Raw genomic sequence first — 22,471 nt, 5'->3', positions numbered from 1 at the left:
TTAGGGTAATTGAAATGAGCAAAGAAGAAAAGAATGTTCGGTATAGTTGGCATCTACTTCTAATAGTTGCGGTGTTTCTATTTCTTTATGGGATTGCTGTGTATGATTACATTATGACCGTCAGTCATAATCAAACTTATTTCGAGTATCTTCGTTACAATCAAGTCGTCATCGATTATTTTACAAATTATCCCCCAGTTCCCTTTGTGTTTTGGACTATCAACGTCTTTGGTGGTGTAGTTACGCTATTGTTAATGTTGCTAAAAAAAGAAATGGCTTTTTTCTTTTCAATAATTACTTTTGTTTCTATGTTACTGCTGGATTTCGTCACATTCGGTTTCCTCAATCGTTGGAATGTGATCGGAGCAAAAGCATCAACCATTGATGTTCTCATGCTGGCATTGACATTAGGTCTTTGTGTTTATAATTATTTTCTTTTCAAAAAATCATATAAATGAATGGTGTGAGGCAATTTGTAGGTGATTCTAGGCAAAACGCCGCCCACCGATTAGCGCAGGTGTGCGCCCCCCCTCCGTCCTTCGGACACCTGATCTTGCCCCGATAAAGTGGACACAAAAGATGTCCAGATCCAGTAGACTAGGAAGAACAGGAGCAGGATCATGGATGAAAAGAAAACAAGTTATCGGAAATATGCTGAAGAATTCAAATTAGAGGCTCTGGAACTTTTGAAGAGCAGCGGGAAAAGTGCCGGGCAGATCGAGCGTGATCTTGGCATCACACCAGGGCTGCTAGTGAAATGGAGAGATCGATATCAGGTCATTGCCCAAGGAGAAAAGCAAGCCCACTTGGAAGCGAGTGATTTTGAAGCCGCCAAGCGTGAAATCAAACGACTGCAACGGCGATTGGCAGAAGTGGAAGAAGAACGCGAGATCCTACACCTGCCCTGGCGGGCGGTGCCAGGGAAAAAAACGATCAATATATTCTCACGCAAAAGCGAATGAGATACAAATTCATTCGGGAGCATCGGCAGGAATTTAGTATCCAACGCATGTGCCAGCTTTTGAAGGTGACACGCAGTGGGTATTATGCTTGGCGCCCAGAAAAAGCAAGACCACGAGAATTGGAAAACCAAGTATTAGTGGCACAAATTCATGCGGAATACAAACTGAGCCGTGAGACCTATGGCAGCCCGCGCATTCAGGCAAGCCTATTGCGACAGGGCGTGAAGTGTGGACGAAATCGAGTGGCACGCTTAATGCGCAAAGAAGGTCTTTGCCCTCAGAAACGACGCAGATGGCATCCAGTGACTACCCAGCGTCAGCCAGGTGTGATCCCAGCACCTAATCGTCTGAATCAGGAGTTCTCGACAGACACCGTGAATAGGAAATGGGTCAGTGATTTCACATACATCGATACAGCCGAAGGTTGGTTATTTTTAGCGATCGTTCTTGATCTGTTCTCACGTAAAGTAGTGGGGTGGGCAATGTCTGATCAAATGAATACAGCTTTGGTTGAGGGCCGCCTTGTATATGGCTTTACAAGGACGCCAACCCACAGAAGCTCTTCTGCATCATTCCGATCAAGGCAGCCAATACACCAGCGCTGTTTATCAGAGCCGTTTGATAAACGCAAGCATTCAAATGAGTATGAGTCGTGTTGGAAATTGTTATGACAATGCAGTCGCTGAAAGTTTCTTCGGCACGCTGAAGGCTGAATGTGTGACCGGTCAGTTTGCAACCCAAGCTCTGGCGCGCACCACCATATTTGAGTACATTGAGGTTTGGTACAATCGTCGGCGCTTGCACTCCACTCTCGGCTATCTCAGCCCGGTCGAGTTCGAGCATCTACCTGGACATTAATCGTGTCTATTAAACCGGGGCAAGATCAACCTCCCCCAAATACTCAAGGTAGTGTTGGGAAGGGATGTATTAACTGGTTATCGTATTTGGAGGAGGAAGATCGGCGGTGGAAATGGTATGGTGAGGTTTCGGGCGATGACAGGTTGATGGTAAGTTATACAAAAATTCTTGCTGAACACATAGTTAGCCACCTCCTTGCAAAATTTACACTTAAGAGTGACAATGTTTGAAGTTGATTCCATAGGTCAAGAAAAAAATTCTCAGACGAAAAAACCTACAAGTCGTCAAACTTTTATACTCGCAATCATTGCCGTTATTATTTTGGGATGTCCGCTTCTGTATTGTCTAATTATTCCCGCAACCACTGGACAATATTGTCCCGACCCAATAAGCGGACATATTCCTGCAAAAGCAGAACAAATATTTTTAGATAAAATATTTGAATCAGCCGCAAGAAAAGACTATAAATGGCTGGTAACAGTAAGCACAGATGAAGCACTTGCACAATTGAAAGAAATACAGCCAAAGGTTACAAGAAATTATAAAATTGTATCTGTGGACGACCTCTCTGGAATGTATGAAAGAACTATTCAATTTGAAAATGGCACTAAGGTGTATCTAACATTTCATGGAAATTGGACTGCGTGCCCTGATTTTAATGTCACAGAACAAGAAGTTTTTGAAAACTTAAAGTTAACTTACATAGAAAAGCGTGAGTGAAAAATAAAAAGGTGGCTACCGATTAGCGCAGGTGTGCGCCCCCTCCGTCCCGCTTCGGACACCTACCACTCGCTCACCTGCACCGCACAAACCGCAGTGCGGTGCAAGTGTCGCTTCGGGTACGATGTCCCCCAATTGGCCCCACAAAAGCATGCGGGGCAGGCGATCACAATTGGAGGAGGAAGATCGGCGATGACAGGTTGATGTTTTGTGTTGTATATAGTATGTTATACGATTTTCTCTGTATAACACCCCGTACGGGGGTGTTATACAAAAAATTTTGCTGAACACATAGTTGGGCATCGGCATAGGAGACACTAAAACTAAAATGAAGCTTACTAGCATTCCCATGGATTCGACATTCACTCCACAAGCCAAGACTTTCGGAAGTGTCGCTGCATGGATGACCTTCATTGTGACCGAAGTCTATGCGGTTGTGTCGGGGGTGGCATACGCATCGCAAGGGGCGGCCGTGGAGAGCGGACCTTTTCTCTCGATCATGGCACTATTAGTTGTCGTGATGGGACCGTTTTTGGTACTCTCGATGATAGCGGTCCACGCCTATGCGTCACCGAACCACAAACTGTACAGCCTTGCAGCCCTCGTTTTCATGATCGCTTGCGTGACAATCACCTCCTGCGTCAACTTCTTGCTGCTTATAGTGAGCAGCCAGCCTGATTTGTTTTCGGAGTCATGGCGCGCGATATTCCTTCCATGTAAGTGGCCAGCTCCCGCTTTCGTTCTGGACAATTTCGTCTGGGATTGGTTTTTTGGAATATCGATGCTACTGGCAGCGCCAATCTTTGGCGGAAACACTCTCAAGGCTGCACTGCGCCTTGTGATGATTTTGAGCGGAGTCCTATGTCTCGCGGGATTGGTCTGGCTCGCGGTCGCCCCTGCGCAGGCCATCGTTATTGGCATCCTCGGTTGGGGGGCAGCAGGCCCCATAGTATTCCTCCTTCTCGCAAAAATGTTTGGAAGTGTTAATTCCGAGGCTAGGGAGACTCCTGCGCCCTAACGAGCCCTATGTGCAACGTGTCAATCAGTAAGCGTTCTATGTAGCAAACGCCGCCCAACATAGCGTGAGGTGACCTCTTTTGTCCTTCGGACCGCGCAGCGTCCCCTAAAGGGGAAGACTGCGGATTGAGAGGGATCTGGCTTTGAGTTTTTTCTGCTCATGAGCGGAGTCCGCGGGTGCGGGGCGCTGATCTAAGCCTAGTTTGAGCCTGTTCATCCACCGCTGCCTGCAGGGTTTGACCGATGTTGGTCTCAATCTTTACTCTCAATATTCGGTTTTTCGATAGTCTCGTTGGCCTGCCCCTTGCGCAACAAGGTAAAAATACATTTCCTGAAAAGCATATCCTCAGATAAGGATTTCAATGAAACTACTATCTTTTATTCTGTTAATTGTAACCCTGACAGCCTGTGTCAGTTCACCCGCGCCAGTCACCCCTGCCCCGAAAATTACAACAGCAACTTCAACACCTACATTTATTATTACCGAGACTGCGGAACCAACTTCAACTGTTACACCAGATCCACTTGCAAATGCTCCCAAAGGATATACAAATTTTGATAAAGAAATAGGAGTGTGGACACGAATCGATGCAGAATCTGGAAAAACTATATTTTGGGATGTTGAGCGAAACGCCGAGTACAGTCTATTGTTTGAAGATGACTTGTGGGATCATAGACCAGATTTGGAAAGTAATTATGAAGACTCAATGCGATTGAAAGTCTTTATCAGTCCCAAATTAACAAATTGGAATAAATTGACAGTAACTCACGAAGAAAATATGGATCCAACAGGGACAATTAATTGGACACTTGTATTTCTAAGCTTTTTACAGGATGAAATGGTGCGTAAAGGCATACTTGAAAATAAAGACGATTTCTCTTGGGAGAGATACTATGATTCAACAGGATACACAAGAAATTACATCACTTTAGATGGTCCACAAAGGCTGACGCTAAAACATGGTAATATCTCAACCGTTCACATTATTGACGGTTTTGATGAACTTAAAGCAGACAGCGAGAATAACCAATTTACTGAGGTAATAGGCGCGGGTACAATAGATGCGCCAGCAATTACATTCATTATGCGTATCACTTCTGATGCGGATGGAAATACATTCACCGAAATTGCTCCAAAAATTACTGATGTAAGCTTATGGTCAGATGAAAGAATCATGGAGTGGTTCCTGTTTGGTTTTGCTAACGCATTGTGCATACCTGACGAGCCGCTGATTCCTAGACCAGCTTCATTTAGTTCTGATTTAGTAAATAATCACGATAATTATCCGTATTTTATTTTCACTTGGCAGAAATAGTATTCTGTAACATTGCAATCAAAGAGCGTGCCAACAAAGCATGACTAGCCCCCTCCGTCCTTCGGACACCTCCCCCAATTGAAGATCACAATTGGAGGAGGAAGGGCGGCTGGCTTCGGACGGCTTCGGGTTCTGCTGGCGAGCGGAGTCCCTGGGTGGAGGGCATGGTCCGCGTGAAGGGTTGGGCGCTGACGTAGTAAAGAATAAAGGCTTGGATTGGAAAAACAAAGGAGATCAAAATGCATGTGCCAGAATTCTCTATGAATACACCGCGCGATGACCCATACAAGACCTATAAATTCAGGGTCATGTGGGAAGGCAGGTACGTAGCCGGGATGAGCAAAGTCAGCGGCCTGACCCGCACTACCCAAGTGGTCACGCATCGCGAGGGCGGTGATCCCAGCCAAGTCCATCGCTCACCGGGGCAAACGGAGTTTGGTCCCATCACGCTGGAACGCGGTGTAACCCACGACGAAGACTTTGAGGCGTGGGCAAACAAAGTTTGGAACCGCTCCAACGCAGTCGGGAATGAAATCTCACTTCAGGATTTTCGCAAAGATATCAATATTGAGCACTACAATGAAGCCGGTCAGAAAGTGGAGGCATATAAAATCTTCCGCTGTTGGGTTTCCGCATATACTGCCCTGCCCGACCTTGATGCCGGCAATGCCGTCGCGATCCAATCCATCACGCTGCAAAACGAAGGTTGGGAACGCGACACACGTGTCACCGAACCGACATAACCCGGTTTCTAAAGCAAAACATTGGTGATTGCCATTGCAGAACGGTTGTCTCGCTGCTCTTCAGTAAATTAGATATTCTCTTCATAGAAGCGCCCAACACAGCGTGAACCTGACGTGTGGGATTCTTCGGCACGCTTCGCGTCAAGCATTTTTCTGGCTTCGGGTTTTTCCTGCTCACGAGCAGAGTCCACGGGTGCGGGGCATGGTCCGCGTGAAGGGTTGGAGCGCCTTATATAAGAGGTTTATGAAGAATCAGTATTTTGGTGACATAAACGATTACAAAAAGTACGGGTTATTGCGGAGCCTCGCGAATAATGGTCTGTATAAAATTGGTCTATGTTGGATGTTGACTGCTAACGATGGCAGATCCGATGGGAGATTTATAACTTATCTCAATGAACCAAAACGCTGGCGCAATTATGACCCGGCATTGTTTGACTTGCTTCAAAAACGGGTAATATTCGAAAGCAATCGCAACATCTCGGTGACAGAAAATATAGTAATGCTACCAAAGGCCGAATTTTTTTCTGAATTTCTTACAGACGCTAAGAGTGATCGGATTGCGTACTTTAAAGAAATGAAAGCAAAACTATCAAGCTGTGACATAATATTTTTTGACCCTGATAATGGCATCGAAACGAAGTCAAAAAATAAAGGGCAACGGGATTCGGCAAAATTTATTTATTGGGATGAAATAAGCGACACATTTCAATCTGGACATTCAACTTTAATATATCAACATTTCCCGCGTGAAGAACATACATCCTTTATCCAGCGCATTGTCAAGGACATTTGTGCAAGGTTGAGTCCAAGTAAGGTCTATTGGTTCCGTACTTCGCAAGTCGTTTATTTTTTGGCTGTACAAGAAAAACATTCGGATTACATTGCCACTAGAGTTAAATTCATAGAAGAACAATGGGGTAGCCAAATCCAGTCGGGTTCACATAGCGCGGAGTGACCCCTCCGCCTTCGGCACCTCCCCCAATTGAAGATCACAATTAGAGGAGGAAAAGATCCAGTGGCTTTGAGTTTTTTCTGATCGCGAGCGGAGTCCGCGGGGGGCAACACGCAGCTAACGCAAACCATTAGGCACCGTAGAGTTCGGGAAAGGTATAAGAATTTTATGGATTTTAAAGAAGCTTTTAGAACCGGAAAACGGAAGGCTTATTTCTTATGGATTAAGCGTAAGGAGCAATTAATCCTTACGCTGACTGAATTCATGTCTGTGGCGCAACCAGTTAATACCAGTAGTCTTGGGGTGCAAGATATTCCAGTAAAGAACATTATTGGGACAGAAGCACGTTCGGACGACTTTGCGCAAGGTTTTTTTCCAATTCGAGTTAGTATGAAAGAGAGATGGTCACGAATTCAAGCACTGATGCTTGGCCCGGGTATTCCCGATGCCATCACGGTTTTCGAATATGGGAATGCTTATTTCGTTCGAGACGGAAACCATCGTGTGTCTGTAGCAAAGACGAATGGTATTGAGTTCATCTCTGCAGAAGTCACGCAGTTAAAAATTCCGATCACTGTTCCCCCTGAGATGACACGTCAGAAACTACCCTTGTTTCGAGCCAAGTATGCCTTTGCACAAGAAACACCCGTTTTCAAATACATTCCAGAAGAAGAGTTTCGAGTCGCCTGTCCTGAGAATTGGTCGTATCTCAAGAAAGAAATCTTTGAACTCCACAAGCAGTTTTACATCAGAAATTATAATCGGGTTATGGAAGATGAAGAGTTGATCCCCAACTGGAATTTCATCTTGTATTCGCGCGCCATCGAATATATTCAAAAAAACGCAATGATCCATCTATTTCCGGGAAAGTTAGAAACAGATATCTTTTGTGACATGATCCGCTTACTTAACAGCTATCCGGACCCGGATTCTAAGTGGATTGAAGAAGTTTACGATGCGCTGGTTCAAAAAGCGATGAAACGGAATTGGCTGCGTGTAATTCCCATGTTTTTTTAGCAAAACACTCATCAACTATCAGATGAGCACCGAAGAAGAACGGACCCGCTTTTTAAATCAGTCAAAACTACTTGTATTTCACCCTGATGCAATCCTTCCACCAGGAAATAAAAGATGGTATCGGTTTTTGATTGAACACGTGCTCAGGCAGCATGTATTTTCCATGAAAAAGAAACTTGGACGGGTTCCCTATTTACATGCATTAATTCACGACTGGTATGACATCCTATTTCATCCCGCCCAAAAATTCTATCAGAACAATCAGATGACTATTCCATTTTCACAGTTTTACATGCGATGGACACGGGAACACTACCGTACTCTCTTTTCTGGAGACATCGAGGTGACACCTGAAAGACTTGAAAAGACATTCAGGGAAACCTTGACTAAATTGGTCGTGCGATAATGAATAAGCGCCTACCGATGAGTAGCAGGTATGCCCCCTCCGTCCTTCGGACACCTCTTCTGTCCTTTGGACCGCGCAGCGTCCCCTGGAGGGGAAGGCTGCGGATTGGGAAGGATCTGGCTTCGGTTTTTTTTCTGCTCGCGAGCAGAGTCCGCGGGTGCGGGGCGCTGATCTAAGCCTAGTTTGAGCCTGTTCATCCCACTCCACCGCTGCCTGCAGGGTTTGACCGATGTTGGTCTCAATCTTTACTATTAATATTCGGTTTTTCGACAGTCTCGTTGGGCGCTGGCAAATATGAATGCAAAGAAATCTATGTCCAATCGCAACAAAAAGATTATCCTCGTTGGTGTTGCCTTAATAGCAACCATTATCTTTATAGCCAATGTTATATTGAATGAAACCTGGTTTTCGCCTGAGGCAATTGCAATTCATATTGTGATTGACAACCGAACCAATAAACAAATAGGACCGTTTGTTATATCGGAATACCGAGACTCTGAACCTTTGCAAATCAACCAGATAGAGCCTTTTTCAAAAGCGAATGTTTATTATTTAAAATCTAAGTCTGGCGGTGAAAACGAAATTACAATGACGGACAGTAACGGCAAAGAGTATCCTGTTGTTCCTTATTTTGAGCAAGATCAAAGAGGGCGTGTGGATATTCGTGTCGAATGTGCATCTGCCGAAGGTCTTTCTGGAAAGAAAAGAGAAATGATTTCTTGGTATTTTTCGTTTGAATGGAGCTCTTGGGGAACGCGCGATTGCAAGAATACTTATGATTAATTTGCATGATCGAATAATTGTGAAGGACAAAATTGCAAAGTCAAAATCGTCATGCAAAATGCGCCCAACAAAGCGTGAGGTGACCTCTTCTGTCCTACGACCGCGCAGCGTCCCCTAGAGGAGAAGGCTGCGGATTGGGAGGGATCTGGCTTCGTTTTTTTCTGCTCGCGAGCAGAGTCCGCGCGAAGGGGTGGCGGTTGCGCCCATCACTGTGTAACCTTTATTGGTAAGTTTAGAAATAAGCGGAGATTGCTATGATTGAAAAACTCATCTTGACCCTGGTCTGACTCTACGCCCTGCCAGTTCAATAGACACCAATGCCGTAGCAAAACTCAATCATGATGTTGCGGAAATGGAAGGCGATTCGCTGTTTGTGCTTACCGCTGAAGAACTGGCAAACGAGTGGAAAAATGAAGGCTTCAACGTGGAGCGTGATGTTTTTGTTGTAGAAACCAGTGATGGACGTTTGGTTGGTAGTGAAGAATTCTATAATGAGAGCGGTCACTATAAACTTAAAGCCGATGGATGTGTCCATCCAGAATTTAGAGGGCTGGGCATTGGCTCATCCCTACTTGAAAAAATGACCGAGCGCGCGCAGGCTGAACTGAAACTTGCCGCGCCTAATGTCCGGGTATTTATCCAAAGTTTAATCAATAACAAAGATGAAGCGGGTCACAACTTGCTTAAAAATAATGGATATTCTCTTGTTCGTTATTTTTGGCGCATGGAAATCAAATTACAGGAAACCCCACCCGCTATAAACCTTCCTTCTGGCATTGAACTGCGACCATTCATCAAAGATGAACATGCGGTTGCAGTCTGGCAAGCAGACGATGAAGCATTCCGTGACCATTGGGGCAGCCACGATCGTACCTTTCAAGAATGGTCTCATGCAAAATTTGGCAACCCCAATTTTGACCCTACGCTATGGATGATTGCATGGGATGGAAATGAAATAGCAGGCTTTTCCCAGAACCGCTTCCGTAAAGGAATTGGCTGGATTGGAACAATTGCCGTCCGTCGCCCATGGCGTGGAAAAGGTCTTGGCATAGCCCTAATGCATCATACTTTTGGCGAGTTTTACAAACGCGGTACGGCAATCATTGGTTTAGGTGTTGATTCTGCCAACCTAACAGGAGCCACCCGTCTTTATGAGCGGGCAGGCATGTATGTAGCAGGTGAATTTTCTTTGTACGAAAAAGAATTGAGAATGGGAGAAAGTTAGCCTTTCCAAAAACACCGCCCACCGATTAGCGCAGATGTGAAGAGATAGGACCTCTTCTGTCCTTTGGACCGCGCAGCGTCCCCTAGAGGGGGAAGACTGCGGGTTGGGAGGGATCTGGCTTTGGGGTTGTTCTGCTCCCAGACAGAGTCTGCGCCAGCGCCATGCTTCGCGAGCGCAAAGGGTTGGGCGGCAACGGCAGGGCGTTCGATCTTCCTTTTCTTGATTGAGATGTAGCGAGCTGCGATAATGGCAGGAACTATTATGATCGGAGGAAATATGGCTAAACATAGTCGAGTGACGCTGGAAATCGGACCGAAATGCAAGAAGGTGGTGGCGGTAGCACCTGATTGGCCCGGGCTTGAGCGCGGGGCGAAGACCGGGGAAGAAGCAATCGAAAGATTACGTTTTTATATCCCGCGATATTCACAAGTGGCAAAATTAGCCGAATTGGACGCGGAGTTTGACAAGATCAAGAACTTCAAGGTGGTCGAGCAATATCCAGGAACGGGATCAACTGACTTCTGGGGCATCTCATTTGCGTTTTCGGGCATCGATAGGCAAGCCATGTCGGATAAAGAATTGGAGCGTGAGTTGACGCTAATGCAAGCGTGCTGGGCGTTTTTCGACGATGTGCGCGGGCGGGTGTCGGCTGAGATGCAGAAGGGTTCGCGAGGAGGAGGGCGTGATCGGTACCAAATCGTCCGTCATACGTTCCTGGCGGAGTTGGACTGGACAAAGAAGCTCAACCTGCCCGTCGAACTGGCTCCATTGTTGACCGACGAAGGATTGATCGCGCACCGCAACGCCTATTGCAACGCAATTCGAGACTACCACTCACGGGGTATATTGGCAGGCAAGGTGTCGAAATGGCCTCTCCGATACCTAATTCGGCACACCGCTTTTCACACCTTAGACCATGCCTGGGAAATGGAAGACAAGGATATGACTGTCAAACAACCGTGAGGTGCCGCCCACCGATGAGTAGCAGGCGCGAAGAGATCGGACCTCTTCTGGCCTCGCCGCACTGCAACAAACGCAGTGCTGCGCAAGTGTCGGACCGCGCAGCGTCCCGCCCCCTCCGTCCTTCGGACACCTCCCCCAAATCCGACAGATCGACCGTCGGATTTGGGGGAGGAAGATCCAGTGGCTCGAGATTTTTCTGATCGCGAGCAGAGTCCGCGCGAAGGGTTGGGCGCTGACTGAGCCACTAAAGTAATATCTTGCAAAGGAAGTAAATGTGTCCAATAAAAAGTGTCCGCATTGCAGTATATGGAGTATAGCTTCTGCATTATGTTGTGATATTGTGGGCACAACTTTGAAAAAGGGAATGTAGATGAGTCCTACAAATAAGAAGGGTTTATTGCCGCAGTGGTATTACTGGGTGTTTGTGCCTTTCTCTGCGCTGGTCTATACTGTGTTCTGCTGGTGGTTTGCGCTGGAAGCCTGGGGCTATCGTGGTGAAACAAAGCCGTGGTGGTTTGATACAGCCTTTATTCTGGCGATACCAGGTATGTCATTCCCGCCTTACATTGGTACGCTATTATGGGGCGGACTTATGGGATTTGGAATCATCAGGCTGGCTCAATGGATTTGGAAAGTGTGCCACCGCCCTTTGGATGAATAGGTTTAATCATCTAAAATGATAGTGAACATCACAATGCCAAAGAGTCGCAAAATTCGCGTCCACAAAGCGTGGCACTGTCTGCGCGATTTACAAGCATTTTTCTGGTTTTGGTTTTTTTTCTGCCCCCGAGCAGAGTCCACGCCTGGGGCACTGTCCAGTAACGGAAAGCGTTAGTCCGCTCTCTAATCTTAGAAGGTTTTTTATGAAGGATCAAACATCCAATAATCACCAGCCCAACAGAATTCCGTGGAATTTTATTGGGCAGATTGTTCTAGCCCTGGTCTTTTTTTACTTGTTGGGCTTGCTGATGAATTCTTTAAGTTTTGCTGGGAGGAATGGTGTTGACATACAAGCAACACAAGCCATTTCTTCATTAGAGATCTTCGATAATTTTGGATTTAAAGTGTTTGACACAAAATGGAATGAGTCTACCTGGGCAGAAGTTGGCTCAGGATCACATATTGAGCAGCTTGATGGAATATTGATATTGTCGCGTGAAGTGGAAGGCTTTGGCGGACTCGTTGCCCATCGACGCAAATGGTATCTCAGTCAAATCAACTACATAGAGAGCAGACTGATGTTAAGCAGTGATATTCAAACGTTGGCTGGGGATATTGGCTTTGAGATCAATACTGATATTGGCGGAAATATGTGGTTTGCCAAATGTGGAATTCAGGGTGGGCAGGGTAAAAATACGGCATCAATTCTTTGTAATACAGCAGATGGATTTTCAACAACCGCTGTGAAAGCCTCATATGATACATGGTGCCTTGTAAGATTTGAAGTTGATTCTGAAAACGGAGCGATAACTTTCTTTGTTGACGGACAAAATGTTGGCAAATACCTTCCACAAGATATAAACAAGTTAAAAAATGCGGAATATTCACTTATACTGGACGGATCCTCGTCAAACAAAGGTTCTATTACTGGTTCGTTTGATTATGTACAATTGAAAAACAAATAAGTCTTGAAATCATCAAAAACGGATTATATGGTTGATCGCACGCTTCCGGGAGGAGGAGAAGCGGCGGTGGATAACAATTGAATATAATCTGTTGTACAAGTCCGCGCTAGATAACTCCCCGCATGAGGGGAGTTTACAATAATTGTTGCTGAACACATAGTTGACTGGTTATTGGCAAAATAATCTAAAAAGGAATCTTCACTATGAAACAATCTCCCCGACTAAGCAACCGCGAAAGGGAAACCTTGCAACTTTTATTGGAAGGTAAAAGCAATAAATTAATTGCGCTGGATATGAAGGTCTCTGAACGCACAATTGAATTCCATTTGAAAAATATATACTCGAAATTTCAGGTAAATTCAAGAATGGAATTAGTTTTGAGACTAAAAAACGACATGAATTGGCTCGAATCTGAAAAACTAGGGTATTCCACAGTTGCGGATAAGAGGATTCCTGCTGAAAATGATGACGGACCCAATCTATCGAATTGGGTTACATCTTTGAGAGATGCCGTCTTTAAAATCGGCAAGGAGTTAAAGAATGAAAGTATCTTCAAATTCAAGTACTGATAATGAAACAAGCCCGATTACATTCCAAGATTCAATCCGCAGATGCTTAACAAAATACGCAGAATTCAATGGACGAGCATCGCGCTCAGAATTCTGGTGGTTTGCATTGTTTATCGTGATATGCCTTTCTGCAATTACGCTTTTAAATGAAACTATTGGAGAAGTGTTTCTTATTACTACTTTACTACCTCTATTGGCGGCAGGTTCACGCCGACTTCACGATAGTGGAAAAAGCGCGTGGCAGTTGCTATATCTATTAGTTCCAGTTGCTGGAGTTTTCATACTAGGTAGTTTATGGGCATTGCCATCAATAGATCCCTTGTCAGAGGAGGATACGCTTTCAGCATAGTGTCAAGAGATCAGCACCTCTTCTGGCCCACCGCACTGCACCACACCTGCCCTTTGCATCGCGTCGCGAAGCGAAGCCGATGTGGTGTGCGGTGCCAGGGAACGCACGATTTGCCAAGCAAATCGGGTGCAAGTGTCGCTTCGGGTATTGTGTGCCCCTATCAAGTACCCATATTATGTACCAAAGATAAATAGACAAATCAGGCATTTTGAATTGCAAACTGGCAGGGTGACAAACCCTTTAATGCCTCGTGCGGACGGATGGTGTTGTAATCTTCAAGCCAGTGCTCTGCGATCAAACAAATAAGCATCCAAAACATCTTCACGAAACGTGCGGTTGAACCGTTCGATATATGCATTTTGTGCAGGCTTGCCCGGCTGGATGTGGAGCATCTCAATCTGTTTCTCCTTCGCCCAGTTCTCCAAGCGCTTGGAGATAAACTCTGGGCCATTATCCATGCGGATCTGTTTGGGAGCAGCTTGCCAAAGCAACAGATTTTCCAACACTCACACCACTCGTTCTGCTGGCAGGGTCATGGCTTTTCCAAGGTCGCTTGACGAGACATAATTTCTATGGCGTATTTGGAAAGCAACTTTATCGAATGAACGAATTACATGAACTTAAAAGGTTTTTTCGTGTAATTCGCCTTTTCGCGAAATTCGCGTTAAAGGTTTTCTGACCTTGGAAAACCATGCTGGCAAGGTATTTTCGTCTTGACGAAAAAGAAAATATGTTCTATTATCCAATTAAAGGAAAATTATCATGACAAAAGACATTACCATCACGCCAATCCACGTTGCCGACCTGCTTGCCGAGGGCGAGCTGATGCCGGTCTACGTGCATGTCATCGACCATCCTGAAGCGCGCGTGCTGGTCGACACCGGCATGACGGAGCTGCACCCGGCGGGGGCAGACCTTGATCCCCGCCTCTTTCCACTGAACAAGCAGGACTTCGACCTCGCCAGTATTGACATCATTGTCAACACACACCTGCACTTCGACCATTGTGGCGGCAACCATCTCTTTGCCGGCAAGCCGATCTACGTCCAGCGTCAGGAGCTCGAAGATGCGCGCAGCAAGGACGACTACACTATCCGCGAGTGGGTCGATGCGCCCGGTGTGCAGTACGTGCCGGTCGACGGCGTGCTCGAACTGCTTCCCGGGCTGCGACTCGTCCCGGCTCCGGGTCACACACGCGGAATGCAAATGGTCGTCGTGGAGACTGACGGACGTCCGATCGTGATCGGCGGCGATGTGGCGGTTTGGTTCGGCGAGCTCGACGAGCCGCACACCGAAGGCCAGCTGCGGGTGCTCGCGCTCGACCCCGAGCTGGTCTGGCTCACGCACACGGAAGAGCCGTGGCGACCTGGTCATGCGGCTTAATGCTTTTTATCCAGGGCAGAGTCCATGCTTGTTGCAGTACCAGGCTCCGCGAACGCAAAGCGTTGGGCAGCAGCCAGGAGTTTTGATGCAGAAGCCGCCGCGATTTTATTGGCATAATTTATTAGTGAACATGCACAATTCATTTTATATGATTAACCAAAGGAGCAAAATATGGAACTCGGCAACTTTTCAATTAGTTTGGCTGTGAAGGACATCAAGGCTTCGAGAATATTTTACGAGAAGCTCGGTTTCAAGGTCTTCATGGGAGAAATTTCGCAAAACTGGCTTATTTTGAAAAACGGGAATCATGTGATTGGTCTTTTCCAAGGGATGTTTGAGACGAATACGTTAACATTTAATCCTGGTTGGGATAGCAATGCCCAGAATTTGGATAATTTCACAGATGTTCGTGAACTCCAGCGCCAACTGAAAGCACAAGGGATTGAGTTGATGAGTGAAGCAGACGAAAGTACAGTGGGACCCGCCAGTTTCATGGTAATGGATCCCGATGGCAATCCGATTCTCATTGACCAGCACGTCTAGTTTGTCATGAGTAGATTTGGTTCTGACCCACTTAATTTTTTCAATTCTGTTTATCAGAATATTGCGCCTTGGGATATTGGCGCACCTCAGCCTGCCATGGCCGCCCTTGTTGAAAAATGTCCGCCCGCAAACCCAATTTTGGATCTTGGCTGCGGTTCTGGCGACCTTGCGATCTATTTAGCGAAGTTGGGGCATCAAGTTGTTGGGATTGATTTTGTTGAATCTGCCATCAAGAACGCCCAGGACAAAGTTGCCGCCCTTCCCAGCGAGACCGCCCGATCATTACGTTTTCAGGTAGCAGACGCCCTAAAGCCCACTTTACTTCAAGAAAAATTTGGAGCGGTTTTTGATTCAGGTTTTTATCATTTATTTAATCCAGACCAATGCGAGAAATTAATTGATGAAGTTGCCTCAATACTGAAGCCACATGGTTGTTATTATTTGCACGAGTTTGCAATAGAATTCCCAGTGCCTAATGTGCCCCGTCAAATTTCAATTGATGAATTACAAATGCGTTTTACAGTTGAAAAAGGATGGCGCATTAAAGAAATTCAAACGGTGGAATTTCTGAGTCGAGTCGCTCCCCCAGTGCCAGCAACCTGTGCTTGTATAGAGCGCCTACCCGTGTAAAACAACCCGACAATTTGTGTTCTGCGACATGCTTCGCGTTGAGCATTTCGCATACACTTGTCTTTGTCACGATCCAACATTATTTAAGACGTCATTTACCTGCTTTGAACCAGGCAGCCAAATAACAATTCAGATATTGGAGGAACTTAGTCATGAGAAAAATTGTTGTACTTGAACATATCTCCCTTGATGGTGTCATACAAGGCCCAGGCGGGCCAGACGAGGATACCAGCGGCGGCTTCGCGCACGGCGGGTGGATATCGCCACATTCCGATGCGATCCTTGGAACAGCCCTGAGAAGGCAGATGAACATGCCGTTCGACCTGTTATTGGGGCGTAAGACCTTTGATATTTGGGCTCCGTACTGGCCGCACCATGCGGACGTATGGCCTGGCGTCAACGCGGCGACCAAATATGTCGTCTCGAATACCATGACTTCCGGCCAATGGCAGCCGTCCGTGTTTTTAAGCGAAGATATTGCAGAAAAGGTCGCCAAAATTAAGCAGCAGCCAGGGCCGGATCTGAACGTCTGGGGAAGCGGCGATCTCCTTCAGACACTTATCAAGCATGATCTGGTCGATGCGTTCTGGCTGATGATATATCCGATAACCCTGGGTGTTGGAAAGCGATTGTTTGCCGAGGGGACGATCCCGGCGGCGTTCAAGGTGACTGGAAAGCCAGGTCACCCCGAACGGCGTGATTATCGTGAATTACGAGCGCGCAGGCGCAATCACAAGCTGAAGCTGAAGAATAGCAGAGACCGAAAGTTGAAAGACATATTCGAGTATCAGAGAGATTAACTTTAAAATACAGGACATACATATATGAACAATTCCAATACACAAAATCAACGGATCGCACAAATGACCTTCGCTTCAGTCTACCCGCTGTATCTCCAAAAGATCGAGAAGAAAGGCAGAACCAGAGAAGAGTTGAATCAGGTTATAAAGTGGTTAACAAGCTTCGATAACCAGAAGCTTGAGGAACTGATAAGGGAAAATGCGACTTTTGAAACATTCTTCCAGCGCGCCTCGTTAAATCCTAATGCGCACCTCATCAGCGGGACAATCTGCGGGTGCCGGGTGGAGGAGATCAAGGATGCTTTGACGCAGCGGGTTAGATACCTGGATAAGCTGGTGGATGAGTTGGCGAAGGGCAGGAAGATGGAGAAGATTTTGAGAGGCTCCTAAGGTGGCCTGCGCGCGATGGGGATGATCTGTGATCCATAGCCAAATGTGCAAGCCGAAAAGGGAAATTCTTTTATGCCCGTGAATATTATAAAGAAACCTGAATGGGGTTTGTTGTATTATCATTTTCGAGGCTACTGTACCAGCGCAGAAACGATACGCGCCGCTCAAGAAATCGCTACAGAAGCATTGGGAGGAAAAATAGAATCGGAAGGAAAGGCAATGACAATTTTCGATTTTTTGGAAGGCGAATTGGATATTGAACAAAAAGACGTCAGGCAAATATTAGCAATGAACAAACAGTTGTTTGAAAGCGGAAAAGTCACCAGCCATGCGGCTATTCTTACGCAAAGCCGAACCCTGGAAATCTTTGTAAAAGCGGTTGAATTAATGTCATTCAATGTGCCAACCAAAATAGATACGTTTCCAGCGTTGATAGACGGGCTAAAGTGGCTTGGACTGACCCAGCATGAGCAGGAACTAAAAGAGCTGCTTGGCAGCCTCCGAAAATGAGCGCTTGTTGGGCGGTCCACACTCAGCGGGCCTATTCCGTGTTCCGATGCTGTAACGCTCTGGGCAGTTTCCTTGAAAAATAATGTGAAATTCAATATGCAATCCGACAACGCTCCCTCCCAAAATATTATCATCAACGAAAGTCTTACAGGCAGGTTGATCGCCTCGCAATTTCCCCAATGGGCAGACCTCCCAATCAAACCAGTTGAATTGAGTGGATGGGATAACCGAACATTTCGTCTTGGCGATGATATGAGCGTAAGACTTCCCAGCGCAGCATGGTATGCAGCACAAGTGGAAAAAGAACACAAATGGCTTCCAAAACTTGCGCCCCATCTCCCATTGCCGATCCCCGTCCCATTGGCAATGGGACAGCCTGATAAAACTTATCCGTGGCAATGGTCAATCTATCGATGGCTCGAAGGTGAGAATGCCACAATTGAAAGTATTAGCGACGTACAGGAATTTGCAACCACACTAGCCCAGTTTCTTGCAGCGTTACAACGAGTTGACTCCAGCGGCGGACCGCCGCCTGGAGAGCACAACTTTTATCGGGGAGGGTCATTAAGTGTGTACGATGATGAAACTCGGAAATCAATTATTGCTCTGCATAACGACATAAACAGGGAGGCTGTTACCGAAGTTTGGGAAACTGCCATCAATACAAAATGGCATAGAAAGCCCGTCTGGCTGCATGGAGATTTCGCCGCAGGCAATTTGCTGATCAAAGAAGGACAACTAAGTGCCGTTATAGATTTTGGGTGTTCAGGAGTCGGCGACCCCGCATGTGATCTCACTATTGCATGGACGTTCTTGTCAGGGGCAAGCCGAGAGGCATTTAGAAAGACTCTTACACTTGATGACGCTACCTGGGCGCGCGCCCGCGGCTGGGCACTTTGGAAGGCATTGATCACGCTTGTTGACACTATCGAAACGGACATCCATAAATCAAGAAATGCTAAATATGTTATTAATGAAGTGCTTGAAGATTACCGACACAGCAAATATTGATTCCCCAACAATCCTTTGGCTGTAAACGGTTTTCATTCCACAAAAAATTCCTTTATCAAACAAAATTTCCGGTTTCAAAAGCGAGTCTTTCACAGGAATTAATATGACCATAGAAATCATCCAACTTGGCGAAAGCAACATGGATATCCTCAATCAGTATGACGAGGATATTTTCGATGAAAAAATCGATGCAGGCAGATTGGCCGCCATGCTAAAAGAGGAAAATAATATTTTGCTTGCGGCGGTACATGAAGGCGTTGTCATCGGTCAGGTACTGGCAGTAATTCATAGACACCCTGATAAACCAACGGAGTTATATATTGACGACCTTGGGGTTTCTGAAAAATTTCAGCGGCGCGGGGTTGCAACCCGCCTGCTTGAACAAATGTATATTATCGGGGTGGAAAGAGGCTGCGAAGAAGTTTGGGTAGCCACCGAGCCTGACAATGAGCCTGCAATAAAATTCTACGATTCCTTGAATCTTATAGCAAGGAAGGTGATTGTTTTTGAAGGTAATTTGTCAAGCAATGCATAACCAGTACGCATCATTGTTTTTTTGTTGTTGCCCAAAAATGAGCTGGGTGTGAAAGTTAATCAAATTGGGAGTGTCTCGCCGTGATCTTCAAAAACCTGCATATTTTGTGCGATCATTTTTTCTCTTGCTGGGTTACGCTTCTCATGTAAAATATTCCCCATATCATCCCTTGCTAACGGGAATTGGCTTCCTGTCACATCAAGCCAGATCCGCGGCGCACAGTCCTTTTCTTTGTAATTGTGCACGTTTATCAAACACCGACGTTAAAACCCCACAGGTTCTCAAGGCGGAATGATCACGTCAGTTAAACCTGGTTATGGAGGAATTTGCTTATGACGTATCAACCCGAACCAACAGTGATCGAATTCTTTCAATACAATCACTGGGCAAATCAAGAACTTATGCGTATTTGCATAAAATTAAGCGATGAAATCATCACAGCCAACCTGCCCGGCTCCTATGGTTCGATCCGCGATACGTTTGCCCATATCTTGAAGGCGGAAACCAGCTTTTTGAAGCGAATTCATGGGACATATCCGCAACCAGGCTTTAAGTGGGAAGAGAATCCAAGCCTGTCTCAAATGATGGCGTATGAAACAGAATTGAACGAAGCCTTACTGGATACCCTTCAGCGTGTTCCAGTAACCCAGAATGTGCATGAGGAAGGCGATGGTTGGACATTCGATTATCAAGCAGGCTTGATCTTCATGTCAGTGGTCTATCACGGCATCTCCCATCGGACTGACATCACTACGGCACTCAACCAAAAAGGCATCGGCCTGCCAGAGCTGGATGTCTGGGGCTATCAATCCGCATACCCGGAAAGGTTTCAATCCAGAGTGGTCAAAACCGGGCAGTGATTCTTGTAACGTCACGCCGCCTACCGATGAAAATGACAACAAGGACGAACACAATCCAATGTCGGATTTCAGGCTTTCAAAAGAATTAAGCAAGATCACGAGAGAGTATCGTTTTGCAAAAGACACAGAGGGCATGTCGCCGGCTCGCGTGTATAAATTAACCGGGCGCAATCAGAACCTATATTTGAAAATGTCAGACGGACGGTATCATGGAACAACATATGATGTCGAGCGAGAGAAAGATATTATGTTATGGCTAAAGGGAAAGCTGCCTGTTCCAGAAGTAATTTATTTTGAACAGTACGAAGATACAAAGTTTTTGCTTATGAGCGAATTGAAGGGCGTTCCAGGTTATGAAGACTATAAAGAACACCGTGAGCCCAAAAGAATGGTGAAGGTCTATGCTGAAGCCATCAAACTTTTACAATCCATCAACACAACAGGCTGCCCCTTTAACAACGATATAGACAACCGGCTTGATGAGTTAGACTATTTATTACGCCATCAACTGGCCGATGTGAATAGCGATAACTGGGAAGACGACACCTCTTTTAGAGACCCAAATGAATTATTTGCTTTTTTGCAAACTCATAAGCCAAAAGAAGAATTGATATTTTCTCATGGCGACCTTGGAGACAGTAATTTATTCATCAGTAACAGTCAAATAAGCGGTTTCATCGATCTGGGGAGAAGCGGAAAAGCGGATCAGTGGCTTGACATCGCCTTTTGTGTACGTTCGATCCAGCATGATATGGGTCCCAATAGAGAGTATCTTGATCTGTTTTTCAATTTCCTTGAAATTGAACCAAATTGGGAGAAGATAAAATATTATATTTTGTTAGATGAGTTGTTTTGAGTAAAAACAACGCCCACCGATCCAAAGCAGTATCGTGATGATACAAACAAAAGAAGAAAAGAAACTTAATCCCGTCCCCATATATTCGTTATTCATTGCCAATGCCATTTCACTCGTGGGCAATGTCTTTTCAGCGCTTGCCATTCCGTGGTTTGTGCTCCAAACAACAGGCAGCGCCACGCAAATGGGCATCACGGGCTTTTTTACCATTCTGCCCGTCGTCATTGCTGGTTTCCTGGGCGGCACACTGATCGATAGATTTGGCTTCAAACGTACCAGCATTGTTTCCGATCTGGCGAGCGGAGTGACAACCGCAATGATCCCGCTGCTCCATTTCACGATTGGACTGCAATTCTGGCAGTTGATGGCGCTCGTGGGCGGCACCGCCCGCGCGCATTGCTCCCAGAACTTGCCAGACAAGCGGGCATGCCCATTGAAAGAGCCACATCCCTGACCCATGTCATCGAACGCGGCGCAAGGCTTGTCGGCGCACCGCTCGCAGGTCTCTTGATCGGCATCATCGGCACAGAAAATGTCCTGTGGCTCGACGCCGCTTCATTTTTCATCTCGGCTGGAATTATTTGGATCGTCATCTCGGGACAAAAACCCATTGAAAAGGAAAGTAAGTCGACCGGCTACTTTGACGAACTGTGTGAAGGACTGCGCTTCATCGCTCACGACAAGTTGATCCTTGCCATTGTCATTATGGTGATGCTGACAAATTTTCTCGACTCGATCTTCAGCGGCGTAGTGCGTCCAGTTTATGTAAAAGAGACATATGGCAGCGCGGTCAGTTTAGGCCTGCTGATCGCGGCAAACGGAGGCGGAGCGGTCGTCGGCGGATTGATCTTTGCGGCGGTTGGTCACCGCCTGCCGCGCCACGCTGTTTTTGTTTGGGCTTTTGTATTAACAGGCATGCAGTTTTGGATGTATCTTTTTTATCCCCCCATTGCGGTTTTGGTCACTACAGGTTTGATCTTCAGCATGGGAGCAGGTCCGCTCAACCCAATCATCGGCGCTGTGGAATTTGAGCGCATCCCCGAGAGCATGCGCGGAAGGGTCTTTGGCGCAATCACGGCAGGTGCCTGGATAGCGATGCCGCTTGGCGTATTGTTGGGTGGAATTTTCACCGAAAGACTGGGCATATTCCCAATGCTGATCTTTTTAGGCGCCACCTATCTGATCGTCACCCTGAGTATGGCGCTAATCCCTGCCATGAAGGAGATGAATAAGGCGTAATGTGCGAAAAAAAAGAAAGTTCTTTAAACCCCCTTGTATAGTCACTCTAAGTTTCGGGATAGAGGCATGGTTTTTCCATGTGCGATGTGTTTTCTCTGGCACCGTCTGCAGGGCAGGTGTGCAGAAGCAATTTTCACTTAAACGGGCAAAACTCATAAATTTGGAGATTGCTTCGTCGCACAGAACGCTCCTCGCAATGACATTTT

The 22,471-nt window shown here is 46.2% G+C and carries 30 protein-coding genes and 1 pseudogene; 29 read left to right on the top strand and 2 right to left on the bottom strand.

Annotated elements, in window-relative coordinates:
• Positions 1-14 precede the first annotated feature (14 nt).
• The 7 genes from IPL17_RS21790 to IPL17_RS21760 all read left to right on the top strand — a co-directional run bounded on the left by IPL17_RS21790 (position 15) and on the right by IPL17_RS21760 (position 5,616).
• Positions 15-458, top strand: coding sequence for a hypothetical protein (locus IPL17_RS21790; RefSeq protein ID WP_345309195.1), 444 nt, complete (start codon positions 15-17; stop codon positions 456-458).
• Positions 459-620: 162 nt separating this feature from the next.
• A complete protein-coding gene (locus IPL17_RS21785; RefSeq protein ID WP_345309194.1) occupies positions 621-962 on the top strand; it encodes a transposase in 342 nt (113 codons plus the stop codon).
• 528 nt (positions 963-1,490) lie between these two features.
• Positions 1,491-1,820, top strand: a complete 330-nt coding sequence (locus IPL17_RS21780; protein WP_345309193.1) for an IS3 family transposase — start codon at positions 1,491-1,493, stop codon at positions 1,818-1,820.
• A gap of 222 nt (positions 1,821-2,042) precedes the next feature.
• Positions 2,043-2,540: a hypothetical protein gene (locus tag IPL17_RS21775; RefSeq protein ID WP_345309192.1), complete on the top strand. Its 498-nt coding sequence runs from the start codon at positions 2,043-2,045 to the stop codon at positions 2,538-2,540.
• A gap of 328 nt (positions 2,541-2,868) precedes the next feature.
• Positions 2,869-3,558 (top strand): hypothetical protein, encoded by a 690-nt coding sequence (locus IPL17_RS21770; protein WP_345309191.1) that lies wholly within the window; start codon positions 2,869-2,871, stop codon positions 3,556-3,558.
• 361 nt (positions 3,559-3,919) lie between these two features.
• Positions 3,920-4,873, top strand: a complete 954-nt coding sequence (locus IPL17_RS21765; protein ID WP_345309190.1) for a hypothetical protein — start codon at positions 3,920-3,922, stop codon at positions 4,871-4,873.
• Positions 4,874-5,118: 245 nt separating this feature from the next.
• The gene (locus IPL17_RS21760) at positions 5,119-5,616 is read left to right on the top strand and encodes a phage tail protein (RefSeq protein ID WP_345309205.1); all 498 of its coding nucleotides are present in this window, start codon (positions 5,119-5,121) and stop codon (positions 5,614-5,616) included.
• A gap of 68 nt (positions 5,617-5,684) precedes the next feature.
• Here IPL17_RS21760 and IPL17_RS21755 read toward each other — a convergent pair whose 3' ends face one another.
• The gene (locus IPL17_RS21755) at positions 5,685-5,807 is read right to left on the bottom strand and encodes a hypothetical protein (RefSeq protein WP_345309189.1); all 123 of its coding nucleotides are present in this window, start codon (positions 5,805-5,807) and stop codon (positions 5,685-5,687) included.
• A 53-nt stretch (positions 5,808-5,860) separates the two neighbouring features.
• On the opposite strand from IPL17_RS21755, the gene IPL17_RS21750 reads away from it, so the two are divergent.
• The 10 genes from IPL17_RS21750 (at position 5,861) to IPL17_RS21705 (ending at position 13,508) form a co-directional block, all read left to right on the top strand.
• On the top strand, positions 5,861-6,574 hold the full coding sequence (locus IPL17_RS21750; protein WP_345309188.1) for a hypothetical protein: 714 nt from the start codon (positions 5,861-5,863) through the stop codon (positions 6,572-6,574).
• Positions 6,575-6,739: 165 nt separating this feature from the next.
• Complete coding sequence (locus tag IPL17_RS21745) at positions 6,740-7,588, top strand: hypothetical protein (protein WP_345309187.1); 849 nt, start codon at positions 6,740-6,742, stop codon at positions 7,586-7,588.
• A 22-nt stretch (positions 7,589-7,610) separates the two neighbouring features.
• Positions 7,611-7,994, top strand: a complete 384-nt coding sequence (locus IPL17_RS21740) for a hypothetical protein (RefSeq protein ID WP_345309186.1) — start codon at positions 7,611-7,613, stop codon at positions 7,992-7,994.
• A 294-nt stretch (positions 7,995-8,288) separates the two neighbouring features.
• Positions 8,289-8,777, top strand: coding sequence for a hypothetical protein (locus IPL17_RS21735; RefSeq protein WP_345309185.1), 489 nt, complete (start codon positions 8,289-8,291; stop codon positions 8,775-8,777).
• Positions 8,778-9,129: 352 nt separating this feature from the next.
• A complete protein-coding gene (locus IPL17_RS21730; RefSeq protein WP_345309184.1) occupies positions 9,130-10,002 on the top strand; it encodes a GNAT family N-acetyltransferase in 873 nt (290 codons plus the stop codon).
• 276 nt (positions 10,003-10,278) lie between these two features.
• Entirely contained in the window at positions 10,279-10,965 is a 687-nt protein-coding gene (locus tag IPL17_RS21725; protein ID WP_345309183.1) for a hypothetical protein, read from the top strand.
• A gap of 370 nt (positions 10,966-11,335) precedes the next feature.
• Entirely contained in the window at positions 11,336-11,626 is a 291-nt protein-coding gene (locus tag IPL17_RS21720) for a hypothetical protein (RefSeq protein ID WP_345309182.1), read from the top strand.
• Positions 11,627-11,828: 202 nt separating this feature from the next.
• On the top strand, positions 11,829-12,590 hold the full coding sequence (locus tag IPL17_RS21715; RefSeq protein ID WP_345309181.1) for a hypothetical protein: 762 nt from the start codon (positions 11,829-11,831) through the stop codon (positions 12,588-12,590).
• A 203-nt stretch (positions 12,591-12,793) separates the two neighbouring features.
• Positions 12,794-13,159: a helix-turn-helix transcriptional regulator gene (locus IPL17_RS21710; RefSeq protein WP_345309180.1), complete on the top strand. Its 366-nt coding sequence runs from the start codon at positions 12,794-12,796 to the stop codon at positions 13,157-13,159.
• Positions 13,131-13,508, top strand: coding sequence for a DUF805 domain-containing protein (locus IPL17_RS21705; protein WP_345309179.1), 378 nt, complete (start codon positions 13,131-13,133; stop codon positions 13,506-13,508). The genes IPL17_RS21710 and IPL17_RS21705 overlap by 29 nt, the downstream gene beginning before the upstream one ends.
• 275 nt (positions 13,509-13,783) lie before the next feature.
• On the opposite strand, the gene IPL17_RS21700 is transcribed toward IPL17_RS21705, so the two are convergent.
• Positions 13,784-14,011, bottom strand: a complete 228-nt coding sequence (locus IPL17_RS21700) for an integrase core domain-containing protein (RefSeq protein ID WP_345309178.1) — start codon at positions 14,009-14,011, stop codon at positions 13,784-13,786.
• 259 nt (positions 14,012-14,270) lie between these two features.
• Between IPL17_RS21700 and IPL17_RS21695 the strand changes: the two genes are divergently transcribed.
• The 12 genes and pseudogenes from IPL17_RS21695 (at position 14,271) to IPL17_RS21640 (ending at position 22,265) form a co-directional block, all read left to right on the top strand.
• Positions 14,271-14,891 (top strand): MBL fold metallo-hydrolase, encoded by a 621-nt coding sequence (locus IPL17_RS21695; RefSeq protein ID WP_345309177.1) that lies wholly within the window; start codon positions 14,271-14,273, stop codon positions 14,889-14,891.
• Between the two features lie 171 nt (positions 14,892-15,062).
• Positions 15,063-15,434 (top strand): VOC family protein, encoded by a 372-nt coding sequence (locus tag IPL17_RS21690; protein ID WP_345309176.1) that lies wholly within the window; start codon positions 15,063-15,065, stop codon positions 15,432-15,434.
• 6 nt (positions 15,435-15,440) lie between these two features.
• Entirely contained in the window at positions 15,441-16,064 is a 624-nt protein-coding gene (locus IPL17_RS21685) for a class I SAM-dependent methyltransferase (protein WP_345309175.1), read from the top strand.
• A gap of 152 nt (positions 16,065-16,216) precedes the next feature.
• A pseudogene (locus IPL17_RS21680) lies at positions 16,217-16,805 on the top strand (dihydrofolate reductase family protein).
• An 83-nt stretch (positions 16,806-16,888) separates the two neighbouring features.
• Positions 16,889-17,254, top strand: coding sequence for a DUF2200 domain-containing protein (locus IPL17_RS21675; protein WP_345309174.1), 366 nt, complete (start codon positions 16,889-16,891; stop codon positions 17,252-17,254).
• Between the two features lie 78 nt (positions 17,255-17,332).
• The gene (locus IPL17_RS21670; protein WP_345309173.1) at positions 17,333-17,764 is read left to right on the top strand and encodes a hypothetical protein; all 432 of its coding nucleotides are present in this window, start codon (positions 17,333-17,335) and stop codon (positions 17,762-17,764) included.
• 96 nt (positions 17,765-17,860) lie between these two features.
• On the top strand, positions 17,861-18,775 hold the full coding sequence (locus IPL17_RS21665; RefSeq protein WP_345309172.1) for an aminoglycoside phosphotransferase family protein: 915 nt from the start codon (positions 17,861-17,863) through the stop codon (positions 18,773-18,775).
• A 103-nt stretch (positions 18,776-18,878) separates the two neighbouring features.
• Complete coding sequence (locus tag IPL17_RS21660) at positions 18,879-19,310, top strand: GNAT family N-acetyltransferase (protein WP_345309171.1); 432 nt, start codon at positions 18,879-18,881, stop codon at positions 19,308-19,310.
• A gap of 332 nt (positions 19,311-19,642) precedes the next feature.
• Positions 19,643-20,170, top strand: coding sequence for a DinB family protein (locus IPL17_RS21655; protein WP_345309170.1), 528 nt, complete (start codon positions 19,643-19,645; stop codon positions 20,168-20,170).
• 58 nt (positions 20,171-20,228) lie between these two features.
• The gene (locus IPL17_RS21650) at positions 20,229-21,026 is read left to right on the top strand and encodes an APH(3') family aminoglycoside O-phosphotransferase (RefSeq protein ID WP_345309204.1); all 798 of its coding nucleotides are present in this window, start codon (positions 20,229-20,231) and stop codon (positions 21,024-21,026) included.
• A 37-nt stretch (positions 21,027-21,063) separates the two neighbouring features.
• Positions 21,064-21,480 carry a hypothetical protein gene (locus tag IPL17_RS21645; protein ID WP_345309169.1) on the top strand — a complete coding sequence of 139 codons (417 nt, stop codon included), beginning with the start codon at positions 21,064-21,066 and terminating at the stop codon, positions 21,478-21,480.
• Complete coding sequence (locus IPL17_RS21640; RefSeq protein ID WP_345309168.1) at positions 21,453-22,265, top strand: MFS transporter; 813 nt, start codon at positions 21,453-21,455, stop codon at positions 22,263-22,265. Before IPL17_RS21645 ends, IPL17_RS21640 begins: the two co-directional genes overlap by 28 nt.
• Positions 22,266-22,471 lie beyond the last annotated feature (206 nt).

The organism is Candidatus Villigracilis saccharophilus (genome assembly GCF_016711665.1).
This window is presented reverse-complemented; position numbering and strand designations above follow the sequence as displayed.